The sequence below is a fragment of the Nonomuraea sp. NPDC001636 genome (genome assembly GCF_040298265.1).
Classification (GTDB): domain Bacteria; phylum Actinomycetota; class Actinomycetes; order Streptosporangiales; family Streptosporangiaceae; genus Nonomuraea.
In genome coordinates this window covers 282,366-296,852 of sequence record NZ_JBEOZT010000006.1, presented here as the reverse complement: position 1 = coordinate 296,852, position 14,487 = coordinate 282,366, and the positions used below count along the sequence as shown (strand labels likewise).

The following is a 14,487-nucleotide window of genomic DNA, read 5'->3' as shown; positions in this document are numbered from 1 at the left end:
GGAGACGGACATGTCGGGACCGGTATTCGCGCGCAGAGGCTTCCTGGCCGCCACGGCAGGGCTCGCGGCGGCCCTGACACTGTCGGCCTGCGGCGGCGGCACCCGGGCGGCGGGCGACGGCGGCGCGACCGCCTCGGCCGCGCCCGCCGCGCAGGGCTGGACGTTCACCGACGACCGCGGCAAGAAGCTGGACCTGCCCAAGCGCCCGTCCCGGGTGGTGGCCCAGGTGGGCGCCGCCGCCGCGCTGTGGGACTTCGGCGTGCGCCCGGTCGCCGTCTTCGGCCCGCACAAGCTCGCCGACGGATCCAGGGACCCGCAGGTCGGCAACGTCGACATCGCCGAGGTCGAGGGCCTGGGCAACGTCTGGGACGAGTTCAACGTCGAGAAGTACATCTCCCTCCAGCCCGACCTGCTGGTCAGCAGCATGTACGTCAAGGGCGACCTCTGGTACGTGCCGGCGAAGTCGAAGGAGACCATCGAGCAGGTCGCCCCCACCGCCGGCGTCATGCTCACCGGCCGCAGCGCCACCCAGGTGATCGGCAGGTACGAGGAACTGGCCAGGTCACTGGGCGCCGACCTCCGGGGCGTGCCCGAGGCCAAGGCCCGCATGGAGGCCGCGACCAGGGAACTGGCCGCCTTCAAGGACCTCAGGATCCTCTTGATGTCCGGCGGCGCCGACGCCATGTGGGTCGTCAACCCGCCCGAGTACCCCGACATCGTGCATCTCACCGAGAACGGCCTGAACGTCGTCAAGCCCTCGAAAGTCGACGACGGCGGCTTCTTCCAGACCCTGAGCTGGGAGAACGCCGACACCTACGACGCCGACGTGATCCTCTACGACACCCGCACCCAGTCGCTCAAGCCCGAGGAGATGCTGAGGAAGCCCACCTTCGCCAAGCTCCCGGCGGTCAAGGCGGGCCAGCTCTACCCGTGGCGCGCCGAGGCCCCCTTCAGCTACCAGGGCTACGCCGCGTTCCTGGAGGAGCTGGTGGCGAACCTGAAGAAGGCCAAGGTGCTTCAGTAGGCCCCGCGCACCTCGACGATCTCGGCGAGCGGGAACTCCAGGTAGTCGCCCGCCTCCTCGCACCAGGCGTCGAGCGCCCCGGCACGCAGCTCGCCGTGGCTGATCGTGGCCGTCAGGCCGTCGGCCAGCGTGATGCCCGCCCGCACCCCGCGGTCGACGACGAAGCCGAGCAGCGACTGCTGGGCGGTCGGCAGTCTGGTCGCCATCCTGCCGATGACCGCCCAGGTGCGGCCGTGCTTGCCGGAGTCGTCCCGGCCGGCCGCGACCAGGCGGCGGGCGTGCTCGTGCGGGTCGGGAGCCGGCTCGGCGATCACGTACGGCGCGTGCGGATCCGAGCCGGGCGTGAACTCCGACAGCTCGGCCACCTGCCCGCCGGGCAGCAGGATCAGCTTGCCGTTGTGCGGCTCCTCGGCCCTGGCCCGGTGGATGGTGATCTCGCCGGTGTCGGAGACCGGCACGGGGGAGTAGCCGTTCTCGCGCAGGGCGGCCAGCGTGCGCTCGGCCGGGGCCGCGCTGATCAGCACCGTGGGGGCCAGCAGCCGCAGGCCCAGCCGGGCCAGCCGCCGGTGCCCGGCGATCTCGGCGAGCAGCGCGGTGTCGCCGGCCTGCACCACGCAGCCGACCGTGGAGACCGTCACCTCGCCGTGCCGGCGGGCGGTGTCGCGCACCAGGTACTCAAGGGGCTGCGGGATCGTGCCGACCGTGGCCAGCTCGTCGAGCAGCTCGTCGGCGTCGTAGCCGTGGTCGAGCGCGCCGCGCACGCTCTCGGTGGTGAAACGCCACACCGAGGCCGCGCCGCGCGACTCGCGCTCGGCCACCCGGTCGAGCAGCGCCGCCAGCTCGGCCGACGGCGGCCCGGTCACCACCGCGGTGAGGTCGGGGCCGAACAGCGCGCTCCTGCGCACGCTGGCTAGCGCCCTGGTGGACGCCTCGGCCAGCAGCGGATCGTGCTCGACCCGCGGGACGGCGTCGTCGTTCTCGTCGCCGGGGTCGGCGGTCAGCCCGGCCAGGGCGCGGCCGAGGTCGGTGAGCGCGCCGTTGGCCAGCAGGCCGAGCAGCGTGGCCTCCTCCAGCACGGCCGGCGCGCACTCGGCCAGCAGCGCCTGGTCGAGCAGCGGGGCGTGCCAGTGGACGTTGCGCACGAGGCTGTCGCGGTCGGCGAAGGCGGTGCCGGCCGGCAGATGGGCCAGCGCCGCCAGCACGGCCCTGCGCACCCTGGCCACCGCGCTGCCCGAGGGGTCGTCGCCGAGCACGGTGGCGTACTTGCCGTCGACCTTGCGCAGGGACGAGCGTTCCATCCGCCACCACGCCGACAGCAGCACCCGCAGCCGGGCCGAGCCCTCGTCGAGCCGCCAGCGGTCGAAGCGCTCGGTGGGGATCATGCCGCCCGACTGCTCGTCCCAGGCCAGCAGCCTGGCCACCGCGCAGACCTCCAGCAGCAGGCGGGTCTCGTCCTCGTCGCAGCCGGTCTCCTTGGCCACCCTGCGGACCTCGCGCACGCCCACGCCGCCGGTCTTGAGCAGCGGCAGCGGCGTCTTGGAGGTGTTGTCGAGCAGGGCCGCGCAGCGCTCGACCACGTGCGGGGCGGCCAGCGTCATCAGGTGGTCGACCTCCTCGGGGTCGACCGGGATCGAGGCCACCTCGGGCGCCTCGGGCTGGAACGGCGGATGGTAGGCGGGGCCGCGCAGGCACAGCGCCACCTCGCGCGGGAGCTCGGCGACGTGCCAGCTCGGGCGGAACAGCAGGCCGTGGTCGGCGCACCACTTCTCCGGCGTGCCGGGGGTGACGAACCGGCCGCCGTCGACGTCGCGGGCGGGGCCGTCCCAGGCGAAGCGGCCGAGCAGCGCGAGCGTGCCGTCGGGGGCGGTGGCCGTCAGCCGGTCGAGGCGGCCGGGGTCGGACAGCAGCTCGATGACGCGGGCGATCGTGCGCCGCTTGTTGCCGTGGGCGGGCAGGCCGAGCACGCGGGCCAGGGCGCGCAGGGCGTCGTTGCTGATCGTCCAGGAGTTGAGGTAGTGCTCCAGCGGCTCGCCCAGGCCGAGCGGCGCCGCCCACCAGCGCGCCACGCCCTCGGCCAGATGGATCACGCCGTCGGCGTCGGGCCAGGCCAGCGCGTGGTCGTACAGATGGTCGAGCCAGGGGGCCACCGTCTCGCCCGGGACGCCGAGGAAGGCGGCCAGCCCCTCGGGCGTCGGCCGGGTCATGGTCAGGCCCGCCTCGGCCAGTTGCAGGGCGGGCAGCGGCAGCCCCCGCATGGCCTCCATGACGGCGAAGCCGTTGCCCAGGCGCTGGGCCAGCGTGTCGAGCCTGCGGGGCCAGGGCGGCGCGATGGCGTCGGGCCTGTTGGCCAGGATGCGGGCAAGCCGGTTTTCGTCTAGTGTGCGCAGCCAGCCGAGCAGGTGATCTTCCATCTGTCAGCACTCTCATGGGGTCGCGTGGGACTCACCGTGAGCCATGACCATCCACGGTAGTGCAGAGCACCCCTCTCTCAGGAGAGGACCGCCCAGACGATCTTGCCGTGGGGCGCGAGTGCCGACCACCCCCAGCGGAGGCTGAGTGATTCGACGATGTGGAGACCCAGGCCGCCGGTGTCAAGGGGGCCAGGGTATCGCAGCACGGGCACCGAGGTGCCGGGATCGGTGAACGCGCTGGTGACGAGCGAGCCGCGGCGCACCAGGGACATGTGGACCGGGCGCTGGCAGTGGGGCTCGTCGAGGCGCAGGCCGTGGCGCAGGGCGTTGGTGGCGAGCTCGGAGACCACCAGTTCCATGTTCTCGACCAGCTCGCCGAGCCCCCAGCCGGACAGGGTCCCCGTGGTGAAGCTGCGCGCGGAGTGGACCGAGGAGGCGGTGGGCGGGAGCACGTACGTGGCGCTCGCGGACGGGCCGGTCACCAGGAGATCGCGAGCCGCCTCCGGCCACCAGCCGACGGGCGGCCACCAGTCGAACGTGGTCCACTGGCCGGGCGCCGTGGTGGATTGCACGTGATCATTCTGCGGCAATCTCTCGTGCAGGTGCAAGAGCGAATGCACGTGCAGACAACTCGTGCAACCGCTACGGTTCTCCTCAAGTGGTCAATATGGGGGAAAGGGGATCTTGTCCGCGGCCCATGATCTTTCGGCCGCCAAGTGACAGACTGTGTCTTCAAGGAAACGACACAAGGAGCAGCACGTGTCCATTGATCCGCCCGGCTCCGGCTCGACCGTTCGGCGCATCATGCTGGGTGCGAGCCTCAGGCGCCTGCGCGAGGCCTCCGGGCTCGACCGCGGCCAGGCCGGGTTCCACATCCGGGCGTCCGAATCCAAGATCAGCCGTATGGAGCTCGGGCGTGTCGGGTTCAAGACACGTGACGTGGAGGACCTGCTCACCCTGTACGGCGTCGTCGACGATGCCGAACGCCGTGCCCTGCTGGAGATGGTCCGTGAGGCCAACACCCCCGGGTGGTGGCACAAGTACTCCGCCGAGCTGCCCTCGTGGTTCACGACGTACGTGGGCCTGGAGGAGGCCGCGAGCGTGATCCGTACCTATGAGGTGCAGTTCGTGCCCGGCCTGCTGCAGACGGCCTCGTACGCGCGATCGGTCTTCCAGCTCGGCAATCCCGACGCGAGTCCGGACAAGATCGAGCGCCGCGTGCACATGCGCATGCAGCGCCAGGAGCGCTTCACCCAGAAGGACGGCCCCAAGCTGTGGGCCGTCATCGACGAGGCGGCGCTCAAGCGGACCATCGGCGGGCGAGAGGTCATGTCCGAGCAGCTCCAGCATCTGCTGGAAGTCGCCGCCCTGCCCAACATCACCCTCCAGGTGATGCCCTTCAGGTTCGGCAAGCACGCCGCCGAGGGGGGCGCGTTCAGCATCTTGCGGTTTCCCGAGTCCGATTTGTCGGACGTTGTCTACGTCGAGCAGCTCTGGGGTGCCCTGTACCTGGACAAACGTGAGGACATCGACCCGTACCTCACCGCCATGGAGCAACTGTGCGTGGAAAGCACCACGCCAGGGGGCACCGTCGAGCTCATCGGCGGTCTTCTCAGAAAGATGTAGATGAACCACACCTACAACGGCATGCCCGCGGCCGACCTCACCCAGGTCGCCTGGCGCAAGAGCCGCTACAGCAACTCGCAGGGCAACTGCGTGGAGCTCGCGGAGCTTCCCGACGGAGGGATCGCGGTCCGCAACTCGCGCTTCCCCGACGGTCCTGCTCTCATCTATACCCGCGACGAGATCCGGGCCCTGGTGCTCGGCGCGAAGGACGGCGAGTTCGACGGCCTCCTCGTGTAACAGCCTGTTCACCTCCGGCGCGCTCCCTTAACGGGGGCGCGCCGGAGGCGTAACCGGCGGGGAATTTCCGCAGGTCAGGATGGCGTACATGCTCGACCAGATGAACCTGTACCCGATCGCCGACGACGTGCTGCTCGCGCCGGGCGGCAAGGTCGTGGTCCGCACGTACGGCGTGGCGCCCGCGGGCGCCGCCATCTCCTACCGCACCTGGGTGACCGGCCTGCGCGACCAGCCGCGCTACTGGCACTGGGGCCACTTCGAGGACGCCGCCTCCGGGCACCGCCGGGTGCTGGAGTGGCTGACCGGCAGGGGGCCGCGGCCTTCCCAGGCGCTGACCTGATCGCTATCCTCATGCCAAGCAAATGCTTGGTAGAGGAGGCGTGGTGCGGCGCGCGATCCACCTGCTCGAAGAGGTCGACTTCCGGCCGATGAACTCCAGACGGCCGCTGGAGTACCTGACCTGGCTGACCCGCTACAAACGCGAGGACGAGAGCCGCGCCGAGCCCGCCCTGACCACCGGCATGTCCATCAGGTCGCGCGAGATCGACCTCGTCGGCGCCTTCTACGCCGTGGGCATCACCGGCCACCCCCAGTTCAAGGCCGTCACGTTGTGGGACTGCCACGGCGGGTGGGACGGCGGCTGGCGCCAGATGATGGACATCTACCAGGGCGTGGACGAGCGCCTGTTCCTGTCCGACATCGACGACCTGCGCTTCTCCGCCTTCTCCAGGCCGCTCGGCGCCGCGCCGGGCTGCCCGCCGCTCGCCGGGGCCCCCGCCGCCGAGTTCTACCTCTTCGAGAGCGCCCGCGTCCGCCCCGGGGCCGCGCTGGACTACCTGGAGGCCGTCCGCACCGAGCGCGCCCCGCTGCTGGCCGAGCACGGCCACACCCTGACCGGCCTGTACGAGGTGCTGTTCTGCGACACCGAGGTCGTCACCATGTGGGCCGTCTCACTGGACGACCACCTGGCCACCCAGCGGGCCCGCGACGCCGCGCTCGGGCTCGACGACGAGGTCCCGCCCGATTCCCGGCTGCTCGACTGGGGCAGGCGGGCCCGCGGCTACCTCGAAGGCCCCTGGCGCGAGACCCTGCTCGCGCCGTTCCCCGGCAGCCGTCTGGCGCGGGCACCGCGGCCGGGTTAGCGTCGGCTGCGGAGGCAGCCATGACGGACCCCTACCTCTACGGCGAGGGCGAGGCCGGGGGCGTGGCGTCCGTGACCGTGCCGTACGCCGAGCAGGTGGCGCTCATGGACGACCTGCTCACCGAGCTGAGCCCGGCCCAGTGGGACGCGCCGATCGCCCGCCACGGCACGGTCCGCGACCTGGTCGGGCACCTGGCCGCCAACGACGCCACCGTGGTCTCCTTCATGGGCCTGCCCGGCGCGGGCGCGGCCCCGGCGCACCGGCGCTGGCGCGGCCGCGCCGCCGCGTGCCGGGCAACGTGCGCCTGGTCGCCGAGTTCGGCCTGGCGCTGCTGCCCCGGGCGCTGAGGGGGCCGCGCCGCGACGTCTCGGTCACTGTCGTGCTGACCGGCCCAGGGGGCGGCACGTGGACGGTCCCGCTCTCGCGCACCCCTGGCCGGGACGCCGGGCTGATCTCGGCCTGCGCGGTGGACTTCTGCCGGCTGGTGGCCGGCCGGTGGCCCCCGGACGCCTTCCCGCACGCCTCGGAGGGCGACCGGGAGCTCACCCGCGACCTGATCCGCGCCGCCGCCACCCTCGGCTGCGACTGACGAACCCCCTCAGGCGACCGGCGAGTTCCAGCTCAGCAGCACCGGTTCGGCGTGCTCGAAGCCGAGCCGGGAGTAGGTGCCGGTGTCGAGCCGCAGCAGCCGGCCGTCCGCCGGGTCGAGGCCGAGCCAGCGGGCGGCCAGCACGCGCAGGAAATGGCCGTGCGCCACCAGCACGACCCGCCCCTCGGCCCGGCGGGCCCGCTCGATCACCCGGTCGGCGCGCGCGGCCACCTCGGCGGCGCTCTCGCCGGGATGCTCGGCGTCGCCGGGGATCACACCGTCACGCCACAGGTACCAGCCGGGCCGGGTCTTCCTGATGTCCGGCGTGGTGATGCCCTCGTAGCCGCCGTAGTCCCACTCCCACAGGTCGGGGTCGACCTCGTAGTCCGTCAAACCGGCCAGCTCCGCCGTACGGCGGGCCCGCTGCGCGGGGGAGACCAGCGCCAGCCCGAACGCGGACGCCTTGACCAGCGGCGCCAGCGCCCTGGCCTGGTCCTCCCCGTCGGGCGTCAAGGGCAGGTCGGTACGGCCGGTGTGCCGGCCGGCCGTGCTCCATTCGGTGGCTCCGTGCCTCAGCAACAACATCTCATCCATGAGGTCCATCATCCGGCAGGGCCGCCAGCTCCTCGACGACAGGGGTGAAGGCGGCCAGGTCACGCTCGTGGTGCAGCACGAAGTAGGAGACGCCGTGCGCCTCGCGCCAGTGGCGCAGCTGGTCCGCGACGTCGCGGCGGGTGCCGAGCAGCACCTGCGGCGTGTCGCCGAGCCCGGAGCTGTCGGCGGCGCTCCACGACTCCTCCGGCTTGCGCTCGCCCACCTGCATCACGCTGGTGCCGATCTCCAGCAGGTGGTGGCGGGGGCTGCGGCGCAGCAGCGCCAGCTTGGCGAGGAACGCCTCCGGGCCGGCGTCGCGCGGGTCGGGGCCGGTGCCGTCCGCCTTGACGCGGGTGCCGAGGTTGACGATGTCGGCGTGCTCGGCGGCCAGGGCGAGCATGCGGGGGCCGCCGCCGCCCAGCAGGATGGGCGGGCGCGGGCGCTGCACCGGCTTGGGCTCCTGCTCCAGCCCGGCCAGGCGGTAGTGCGCGCCCTCGTACGTCAGCGGGCCGTCGCCCCACAGGCCCTTGATCACCTCCAGGGCCTCGCGCAGCCGGTCGAGGCGCACGCCGGGCGGGTCCAGCCGCAGCCCGGCCCGTTCGTAGTCGTCGGCCATCCAGCCGGTGCCGAGGCCCAGCTCCAGGCGTCCGCCGGAGAGCAGGTCCAGGGTGGCGGCCTCCTTGGCCAGCACGGCCGGGTGCCGGAAGTCGTTGGCGAACACCAGGGTGCCGACGCGCAGCCGGGTGGTGGCGCAGGCCGCCGCCGTCAGCGCCGCGACGGGCGCGAAGCGCGGGCCGACCAGGTGGTCGGGCACCAGCAGCACGTCGAAGCCGGACGCCTCCAGCCGCCTGGCCCGCTCGGCCCACTCCTTGCCGGACCGCGCCCCGCGCAGCACCGCACCGAACCTGAACCGTCGCACGGCATCCTCCTCGACCCGGATCTTACCAAGCGCTTGCTTGGAGTGGCACACTGGTGGCCATGGAGATCCCGGTACGCCAGGCGACCGACGACGAGGTGGCGTTCTTCGGCGAGCACGGCTGGGTCCGCCTGGACCGGCTGGTCGCCCCGGACACGGTCGGCGAGCTGCGCGAACGGGCCCGCGAGCGCCTGCGGTCGCGCAGCCGGGCCGGGGACACGCCGGTCGACCGGGCCTTCGGGCAGTCCCGCGACGTCGCCGCCGAGGACGAGCTGTTCGGCGCGCTGAGCACCAGCCCGGCCATGGGCCGCAACGCCGTACGGCTGCTGGGCGGGGTGCGGGCCGTGCGCGTGCAGGTCACCAACCTGCTGGTCAAGGAGCCGGGCGAGCACGGCGCCACCGAGTTCCACCAGGACTTCCCGTGGATGCCCATGGACCGCTCGGCCATGCTGACCGTGTGGCTGGCGCTGGCCGACGTGCCCGCCGACATGGGGTCGCTGCGCTTCTACAGCGGCTCCCACCGCTGCGGCCTGCTCGGGCGCAGCTTCACCCGCGCCGGGGACGACCAGCTCAGCCAGCATCCCTGGATCGCCGAGCTGGAGCTGTCGCCACCGTTCGACCTGCGGGCCGGGGACGCCACCGTGCACCACGCGCTCACCGTGCACGGCGCGTCCGCCAACCGGCGCGACACCGCCCGCCTGTCGTTCACCGTCACCTACTTCGACGCCGACGCCCTCTACACCGGGCTGCCGTACCGGCAGACCGACGGGCTCGGCCTGGAGGTCAACCGGCCCTTCGAGCACGAGAGGTTCCCGTGCCTGAGACCGTGAGGGGGCCGGTCGCCGACCTCGGGGCGACGCTGATGCACGAGCACGTGTTCGGGCTCAGCCCGGAGATCCTGTGGAACTGGCCGGACGTCCCCGAGGGCTGGGACCTGGAGCGGCGGGCGCGGGAGGCGGCGGCCAAGCTCGACGCGCTCAAGGCCGAGGGCATCGACACGATCGTCGACCTGACCGTCGTCGGGCTCGGCAGGTACGTCCCGGCCGTCCAGCGGGTGGCCGAGCTGACGTCGGTGAACATCGTGGCCGCCACCGGGCTCTACACCTACGACGCGCTGCCGCCGTACTTCGGCAACCGGGGGCCGGGGTCGCTGTTCGGCGGCCCGGACCGGCTGGCCGAGTTCTTCGTCCGCGACCTCGCCGAGGGGATCGGGCGGACCGGGGTGAAGGCGGCCATGCTGAAATGCGCCTCCGACCACCTCGGCATGACCAAGGGGTGCGAGCGGGTGTTCCGGGCCGTGGCCGAGGCCCACCTGGCCACCGGTGCGCCGATCACCACGCACTCGCACAGCGCCTCCAGGGGCGGGCTGGAGCAGCAGCGGCTGCTCGGCTCGCTCGGCGTGGACCTGGAACGGGTGGTGATCGGGCACGCGGGCGACTCGACGGACCTGGCGTACCTGGAGGAGCTGGTGGCCGGCGGCTCCTACCTGGGCATGGACCGGTTCGGCATCGAGACGATCAGCTCGTTCGACGACCGGGTGGCGGTGGTGGCGGCGATGTGCGAACGCGGCCACGCCGGAAAAATGGTTCTAGGTCACGATTCGTACTGTTTCAACGACCGGTTCGACCCCGACGTCGTACGGCGTCGCCACCCGAACTACCACCTCCTGCACATCTCCCGCGACGTCGTGCCCGAACTGCGCAGCCGCGGCGTCACCGGCGACCAGCTCCACCAGATGCTCGTCGACAACCCCAGGAGGATCCTGCGATGACCTCTGCGACGACCCCCGCCTCGGCGCAGGACTTCGACGTCGCCGCCGACTGGCACGTCGCCGCGCCGTACGACTTCCTGCGCCGCCTGCGCGCCGGACGGCCGGTGTTCCGCAGCGAGCACCTGGGCGCGTACGTGCTGACCCGCCACGCCGACGTGCGCGCCGCGTACGGCGACCCGGCCCGCTTCTCCTCCGAGGGGTCGCTGACGATCTCCCGCAGCCTCACCCCGCAGACCCGCGCCAAGCTGGGCGAGCACGGCTCGTTCCTGTCCAGCTTCGTGGCCAACGTGGACCCGCCCGACCACACCCGCCTGCGCCGCTCGGTCTCCCGGGCCTTCACGCCGCGGGCCGTCGCCGCCATGGAGGAGCGCTTCCGGCGGCTGAACGAGGACGTCCTCGACCGGGTCGCCCCGAGGGGCCGGGCCGACTTCGTCGCCGAGATCGGGCACGAGCCGTCGGTCAAGCTGACCGCCCGCTTCATCGGCGTGCCCGCCGCCGACGAGGCGTTCGTGCAGGCGCACGTCAAGGACTGGTTCATGCTGTTCCTGTCGCCGCAGCCGCCGGCCCGCCAGCTTGAGCTGGCCGACAGCTTCCTGGCCTACCTCGACTACGTCGACCGCCTGGTGGCCGCCCGCGCCAAGGACCCGCGGGACGACTTCACGTCCCTGATGACCTCGCTGATCGGCGACGAGCTGAGCCGTCGGGAGGTCGTCGAGCTGATCTCCACGATCCTGCTCGGCGGCAACGACACCGTCCCCAACCAGCTCGGCAACAGCGTCCTGCGGCTGCTGCGCGAGGACGCCTGGCCGGTGCCGCCGGCCCTGATCCCGGGGGCGGTCGAGGAGTGCATGCGGATCGACGGCGCCTCCCTGGGCTCCTTCCGGCACGCCGTCGAGGACGTCGTCCTGCACGGCGTGACGATCCCGGCGGGCTCGCTCGTCCTGCTGTCCACCGACTCCGCCGGGCACGACGAGACCGTCTTCCCCGACCCGGAACGGTTCGTGATCGACCGTCCCAACGCCGCCGACCACCTGGTCTTCGGGTACGGCATCCACTTCTGCGTCGGGGCGGCGCTCGGCCGCCTGCAGCTGCGCACCGCGCTCGACGTCCTCGGGCGCCGCCTGCCCGGCCTGCGGCTGGTCCCGGACGCGCCCGTCGCCTACCGCAGGTCGCTGGTGGGGCGCGGGCTGAGCGCGCTGGAGGTGGAGTGGTGAGCGCGGACGTCCCGAACGGGCGGTTCGGCGGGCGGGTGGCGCTGGTGACGGGGGCGGGGTCCGGCATCGGCGCGGCGTGCGCGGCCCGGCTGGCCGCCGAGGGCGCCCGGGTGGGCGTGCTCGACCTGCGCGCCGCCCCGGCACGGGCCACCGCCGCCGCCGTACGCGCCCGGGGCGGCGCCGCCATGGCGCTGACCTGCGACGTGTCGGACGAGAAGCAGGTGGAGGAGTCGGTGGCCGCGCTGGTGGCCGCCTTCGGCCGGGTGGACGTGCTGCACTCCAACGCCGCCTGCCTCGACCGCGACGTCTACGGCCGCGACCGCGACCTGACCGCCATGGACGCCGCCGTCTGGGACCGCACGATGGAGGTCAACCTGCGTGGCGCGATGCTGCTGGTCAAGCACGTCGTCCCGGTGATGCGCGACGGCGGCGCGATCGTCCTGACGTCCTCGGTGTCGGGCCTGACCGGCGACGTGGACCACGCCGCGTACGGCACCTCGAAGGCGGCCCTGGTCGGCTTCACCCGCTACGTCGCCACCATGTACGGCGCCCGCGGCATCCGCTGCAACGCCGTCGCCCCCGCCCTGGTCATGACCGCCGCCGCCGAGCGCGCCCTCACCCCGGAGCAGCTCGCCGACAAGGCCGCAGAACGCCTCCTGCCCTGGCCCTGCGCCCCCGAGGACGTGGCCGACCTGGTCGGCTTCCTGGCCTCGGCCGAGTCCCGCTGCATCACCGGCCAGACCATCGCCCTCGACGGCGGCACCCTCGTCCACCGCCCGGAACACGCCATCCACCGCTCCCGCGCCTGACCGCAGGGGCCGGTGGGCGGGAGCCCGGACGGAGGATCTAAGGTCTGGAGAAAAGCGGACTAAGGGGGACGGATGGAGCCGGTCGCGGTCGGGCTGATCGGGGCGGGGCCCTGGGCTGAGATGGCGCACGCGCCGATGCTGGCCAAAGGCCCCCACACCCGGCTCGCCGGCGTCTGGGCCCGCCGCCCCGAGCAGGCCGCCAGGCTCGGCGCCCCGGTGTACGAGCGGGTCGAGGAGCTGTTCGACGCCTGCGAGGCCGTGGCGTTCTGCGTGCCGCCCGGCGTGCAGGCCGAGCTGGCCGTCCGCGCCGCGCACGCGGGCAAGGCACTGCTGCTGGAGAAGCCGCTGGCCGACTCCGTGGAGGGGGCCATGCGGGTGGCCGAGGCCGTGGCGGAGACGGGCGTGCCCTCGCAGATGATGCTCACCATGCGCTACGCCACCCCGACCCGCACGTTCCTGGCCCGCTGCGCCGAGATCCAGCCGTTCGGCGGGCACGCCGCCAACATCTCCGGCGCGCTGCTCGGCGGCAACCCGTTCGCCACCCCGTGGCGGCTGGAGCGCGGCGCCCTGCTGGACGTCGGCCCGCACGTCATCGACCTGCTCGACGCCGCGCTCGGCCGGGTCGTCGGCGTGCGCGCGCACGGCAACCCGCTCGGCTGGACCGGCCTGCTGCTGGAGCACGAGGACGGCGCGGTCAGCGAGGCGTCCCTGTGCATGGCGGCCGTCGGCGACCTGCCGCCCTCGACCTTCGAGGTGTACGGCAGGACCGGCAACGCCGTCCTGCTGCCCGGCGACGAGGACCCCTTCGAGGTCGTGGCCGAGGAGTTCGCCCAGACCGTCCGGCGCGGCGGCGGCCACCCGCTGGACGCGGCGCACGGCCTGCGCCTGCAGGAGATCATCGCCGCCGCGGAGGCGCAGCTCGCCGCTTGACCCCGCGGCTTCGACGCCTGCTTCGGGGGTTTCGGCGCCTGACCCCGAGACCCCTTGACGTCGAGGACGTCTGGGGCATTGATAACGTTTGTCCGACGCGCAGTGCTGCAGCGAAGTCCGGTGCGATTCCGGCGCTGTCCCGCAACTGTCATAGCCAGGTCGCCTGCCTCTGCGCCGACGTCATCAACCCTCGTGGAAAAGGGTGATCCGTCGCTCATCGCGGGTCTCTCGGTTCCGACAGTGTGAAAGGACTACTCGTGAGGCCCGTACGCACGGCCTTCGCGGGCGCGCTGCTGGGAACGCTCGTCCTGGCCGGATGTGGCCAGACCGGCGCCAATGTCGCCCCCTCGAACTCCCCCGACAGCCCCCCTCCCACGACCGCCGCGGCCGGCACCGGGGACTTCCCGGTCACCGTCGAGGCGGGCAACGGCAAGGTCACCCTCGCCAAGAAGCCCGAACGCATCGTCTCGCTCTCGGCCACCCACACCGAGACGCTGTTCGCGGTCGGCGCCGGCCCCCAAGTCGTCGCGGTGGACGACCAGTCGAACTACCCGCCGGAGGCCCCCAAGAGCGACCTGTCCGGCTTCAAGCCGAACGTCGAGGCGATCATCGCCAAGAAGCCCGACCTGGTCATCCTCTCCAACGACCAGGACAAGATCGTCGCCGAGCTGGCCAAGGTGAACGTGCCCGTCCTGCTCGAACCGGCCGCGACCGGGCTGGAGGAGGCGTACGAGGAGATCAGCGAGATCGGCGCGGCCACCGGCAACAAGGCCAAGGCCGACGAGGTCGTCTCCGGCATGAAGGCGGCCATGGCCAAGCTGGCCGCCGACGCCCCCAAGGACAAGAAGCTCACCTACTACCACGAGCTGGACCAGACGCCGTACGCCGCCACGTCCAAGACGTTCATCGGCCAGGTCTACGGCATGTTCGGGCTGACCAACATCGCCGACCAGGCCCCGGACGCGGCGGGCGGCTACCCCAAGCTGTCGGCCGAGTTCGTCGCCCAGGCCGACCCCGCGCTGATCTTCCTGGCCGACGTCAAGTGCTGCCAGCAGAGCAAGGAGACGCTGGCCAAGCGGCCCGGCTGGAAGAACCTCTCGGCCGTCAAGAACGACCAGGTGATCCAGCTCGACGACGACCTCGCCTCCCGCTGGGGCCCGCGCGTCGTGGACCTGGCCCAGGCGATCGGCGCGGCCGTGGCCAAGGCCGGCGGCGCGGGCTGAG

17 protein-coding genes are annotated in these 14,487 nt (G+C 72.7%); 13 read left to right on the top strand and 4 right to left on the bottom strand.

The genetic code is table 11. The features are described 5' to 3' along the window. The first annotated feature begins 10 nt into the window (after window positions 1-10). Window positions 11-1,024 carry an ABC transporter substrate-binding protein gene (locus ABT158_RS15510; RefSeq protein ID WP_352353571.1) on the top strand — a complete coding sequence of 338 codons (1,014 nt, stop codon included), beginning with the start codon at window positions 11-13 and terminating at the stop codon, window positions 1,022-1,024. Here ABT158_RS15510 and ABT158_RS15505 read toward each other — a convergent pair. Both ABT158_RS15505 and ABT158_RS15500 read right to left on the bottom strand, forming a co-directional pair. Next, window positions 1,018-3,435, bottom strand: coding sequence for a helicase-associated domain-containing protein (locus ABT158_RS15505; protein ID WP_352353569.1), 2,418 nt, complete (start codon window positions 3,433-3,435; stop codon window positions 1,018-1,020). The two genes, ABT158_RS15510 and ABT158_RS15505, sit on opposite strands and share 7 nt — an antisense overlap. Window positions 3,436-3,512: 77 nt before the next feature. Next, window positions 3,513-4,007, bottom strand: a complete 495-nt coding sequence (locus tag ABT158_RS15500; RefSeq protein WP_352353567.1) for an ATP-binding protein — start codon at window positions 4,005-4,007, stop codon at window positions 3,513-3,515. Window positions 4,008-4,194: 187 nt separating this feature from the next. On the opposite strand from ABT158_RS15500, the gene ABT158_RS15495 reads away from it, so the two are divergent. The 6 genes from ABT158_RS15495 to ABT158_RS15470 all read left to right on the top strand — a co-directional run bounded on the left by ABT158_RS15495 (window position 4,195) and on the right by ABT158_RS15470 (window position 7,029). Beyond that, window positions 4,195-5,061, top strand: coding sequence for a Sco1979 family transcriptional regulator (locus ABT158_RS15495; RefSeq protein ID WP_498703442.1), 867 nt, complete (start codon window positions 4,195-4,197; stop codon window positions 5,059-5,061). Then, a complete protein-coding gene (locus tag ABT158_RS15490; protein WP_352323675.1) occupies window positions 5,062-5,298 on the top strand; it encodes a DUF397 domain-containing protein in 237 nt (78 codons plus the stop codon). It begins immediately after the preceding gene. An 88-nt stretch (window positions 5,299-5,386) separates the two neighbouring features. Continuing rightward, window positions 5,387-5,638 (top strand): hypothetical protein, encoded by a 252-nt coding sequence (locus ABT158_RS15485; RefSeq protein WP_352353565.1) that lies wholly within the window; start codon window positions 5,387-5,389, stop codon window positions 5,636-5,638. A 43-nt stretch (window positions 5,639-5,681) separates the two neighbouring features. Continuing rightward, window positions 5,682-6,440: a hypothetical protein gene (locus ABT158_RS15480; protein WP_352353563.1), complete on the top strand. Its 759-nt coding sequence runs from the start codon at window positions 5,682-5,684 to the stop codon at window positions 6,438-6,440. A gap of 20 nt (window positions 6,441-6,460) precedes the next feature. Next, the gene (locus ABT158_RS15475) at window positions 6,461-6,787 is read left to right on the top strand and encodes a maleylpyruvate isomerase N-terminal domain-containing protein (protein WP_352353561.1); all 327 of its coding nucleotides are present in this window, start codon (window positions 6,461-6,463) and stop codon (window positions 6,785-6,787) included. Beyond that, a complete protein-coding gene (locus ABT158_RS15470) occupies window positions 6,739-7,029 on the top strand; it encodes a hypothetical protein (protein WP_352353559.1) in 291 nt (96 codons plus the stop codon). The genes ABT158_RS15475 and ABT158_RS15470 overlap by 49 nt, the downstream gene beginning before the upstream one ends. A gap of 9 nt (window positions 7,030-7,038) precedes the next feature. On the opposite strand, the gene ABT158_RS15465 is transcribed toward ABT158_RS15470, so the two are convergent. Both ABT158_RS15465 and ABT158_RS15460 read right to left on the bottom strand, forming a co-directional pair. After that, the gene (locus ABT158_RS15465; protein WP_352353557.1) at window positions 7,039-7,623 is read right to left on the bottom strand and encodes a histidine phosphatase family protein; all 585 of its coding nucleotides are present in this window, start codon (window positions 7,621-7,623) and stop codon (window positions 7,039-7,041) included. Continuing rightward, a complete protein-coding gene (locus ABT158_RS15460) occupies window positions 7,616-8,542 on the bottom strand; it encodes a TIGR03621 family F420-dependent LLM class oxidoreductase (protein WP_352353555.1) in 927 nt (308 codons plus the stop codon). Before ABT158_RS15460 ends, ABT158_RS15465 begins: the two co-directional genes overlap by 8 nt. A gap of 59 nt (window positions 8,543-8,601) precedes the next feature. Here ABT158_RS15460 and ABT158_RS15455 point away from each other — a divergent pair, with 59 nt between their 5' ends. The 6 genes from ABT158_RS15455 (at window position 8,602) to ABT158_RS15430 (ending at window position 14,486) form a co-directional block, all read left to right on the top strand. Next, window positions 8,602-9,369 (top strand): phytanoyl-CoA dioxygenase family protein, encoded by a 768-nt coding sequence (locus ABT158_RS15455; protein WP_352353553.1) that lies wholly within the window; start codon window positions 8,602-8,604, stop codon window positions 9,367-9,369. After that, window positions 9,354-10,310 carry a phosphotriesterase family protein gene (locus tag ABT158_RS15450; protein WP_352353551.1) on the top strand — a complete coding sequence of 319 codons (957 nt, stop codon included), beginning with the start codon at window positions 9,354-9,356 and terminating at the stop codon, window positions 10,308-10,310. The genes ABT158_RS15455 and ABT158_RS15450 overlap by 16 nt, the downstream gene beginning before the upstream one ends. Then, a complete protein-coding gene (locus tag ABT158_RS15445; RefSeq protein ID WP_352353549.1) occupies window positions 10,307-11,524 on the top strand; it encodes a cytochrome P450 in 1,218 nt (405 codons plus the stop codon). Before ABT158_RS15450 ends, ABT158_RS15445 begins: the two co-directional genes overlap by 4 nt. Next, window positions 11,521-12,333 (top strand): SDR family NAD(P)-dependent oxidoreductase, encoded by an 813-nt coding sequence (locus ABT158_RS15440; RefSeq protein WP_352353547.1) that lies wholly within the window; start codon window positions 11,521-11,523, stop codon window positions 12,331-12,333. Before ABT158_RS15445 ends, ABT158_RS15440 begins: the two co-directional genes overlap by 4 nt. Window positions 12,334-12,405: 72 nt before the next feature. Then, the gene (locus ABT158_RS15435; protein WP_352353545.1) at window positions 12,406-13,263 is read left to right on the top strand and encodes a Gfo/Idh/MocA family protein; all 858 of its coding nucleotides are present in this window, start codon (window positions 12,406-12,408) and stop codon (window positions 13,261-13,263) included. Window positions 13,264-13,520: 257 nt separating this feature from the next. Further along, entirely contained in the window at window positions 13,521-14,486 is a 966-nt protein-coding gene (locus tag ABT158_RS15430) for an ABC transporter substrate-binding protein (RefSeq protein ID WP_352353543.1), read from the top strand. The last annotated feature ends 1 nt before the right edge of the window (window position 14,487 follow it).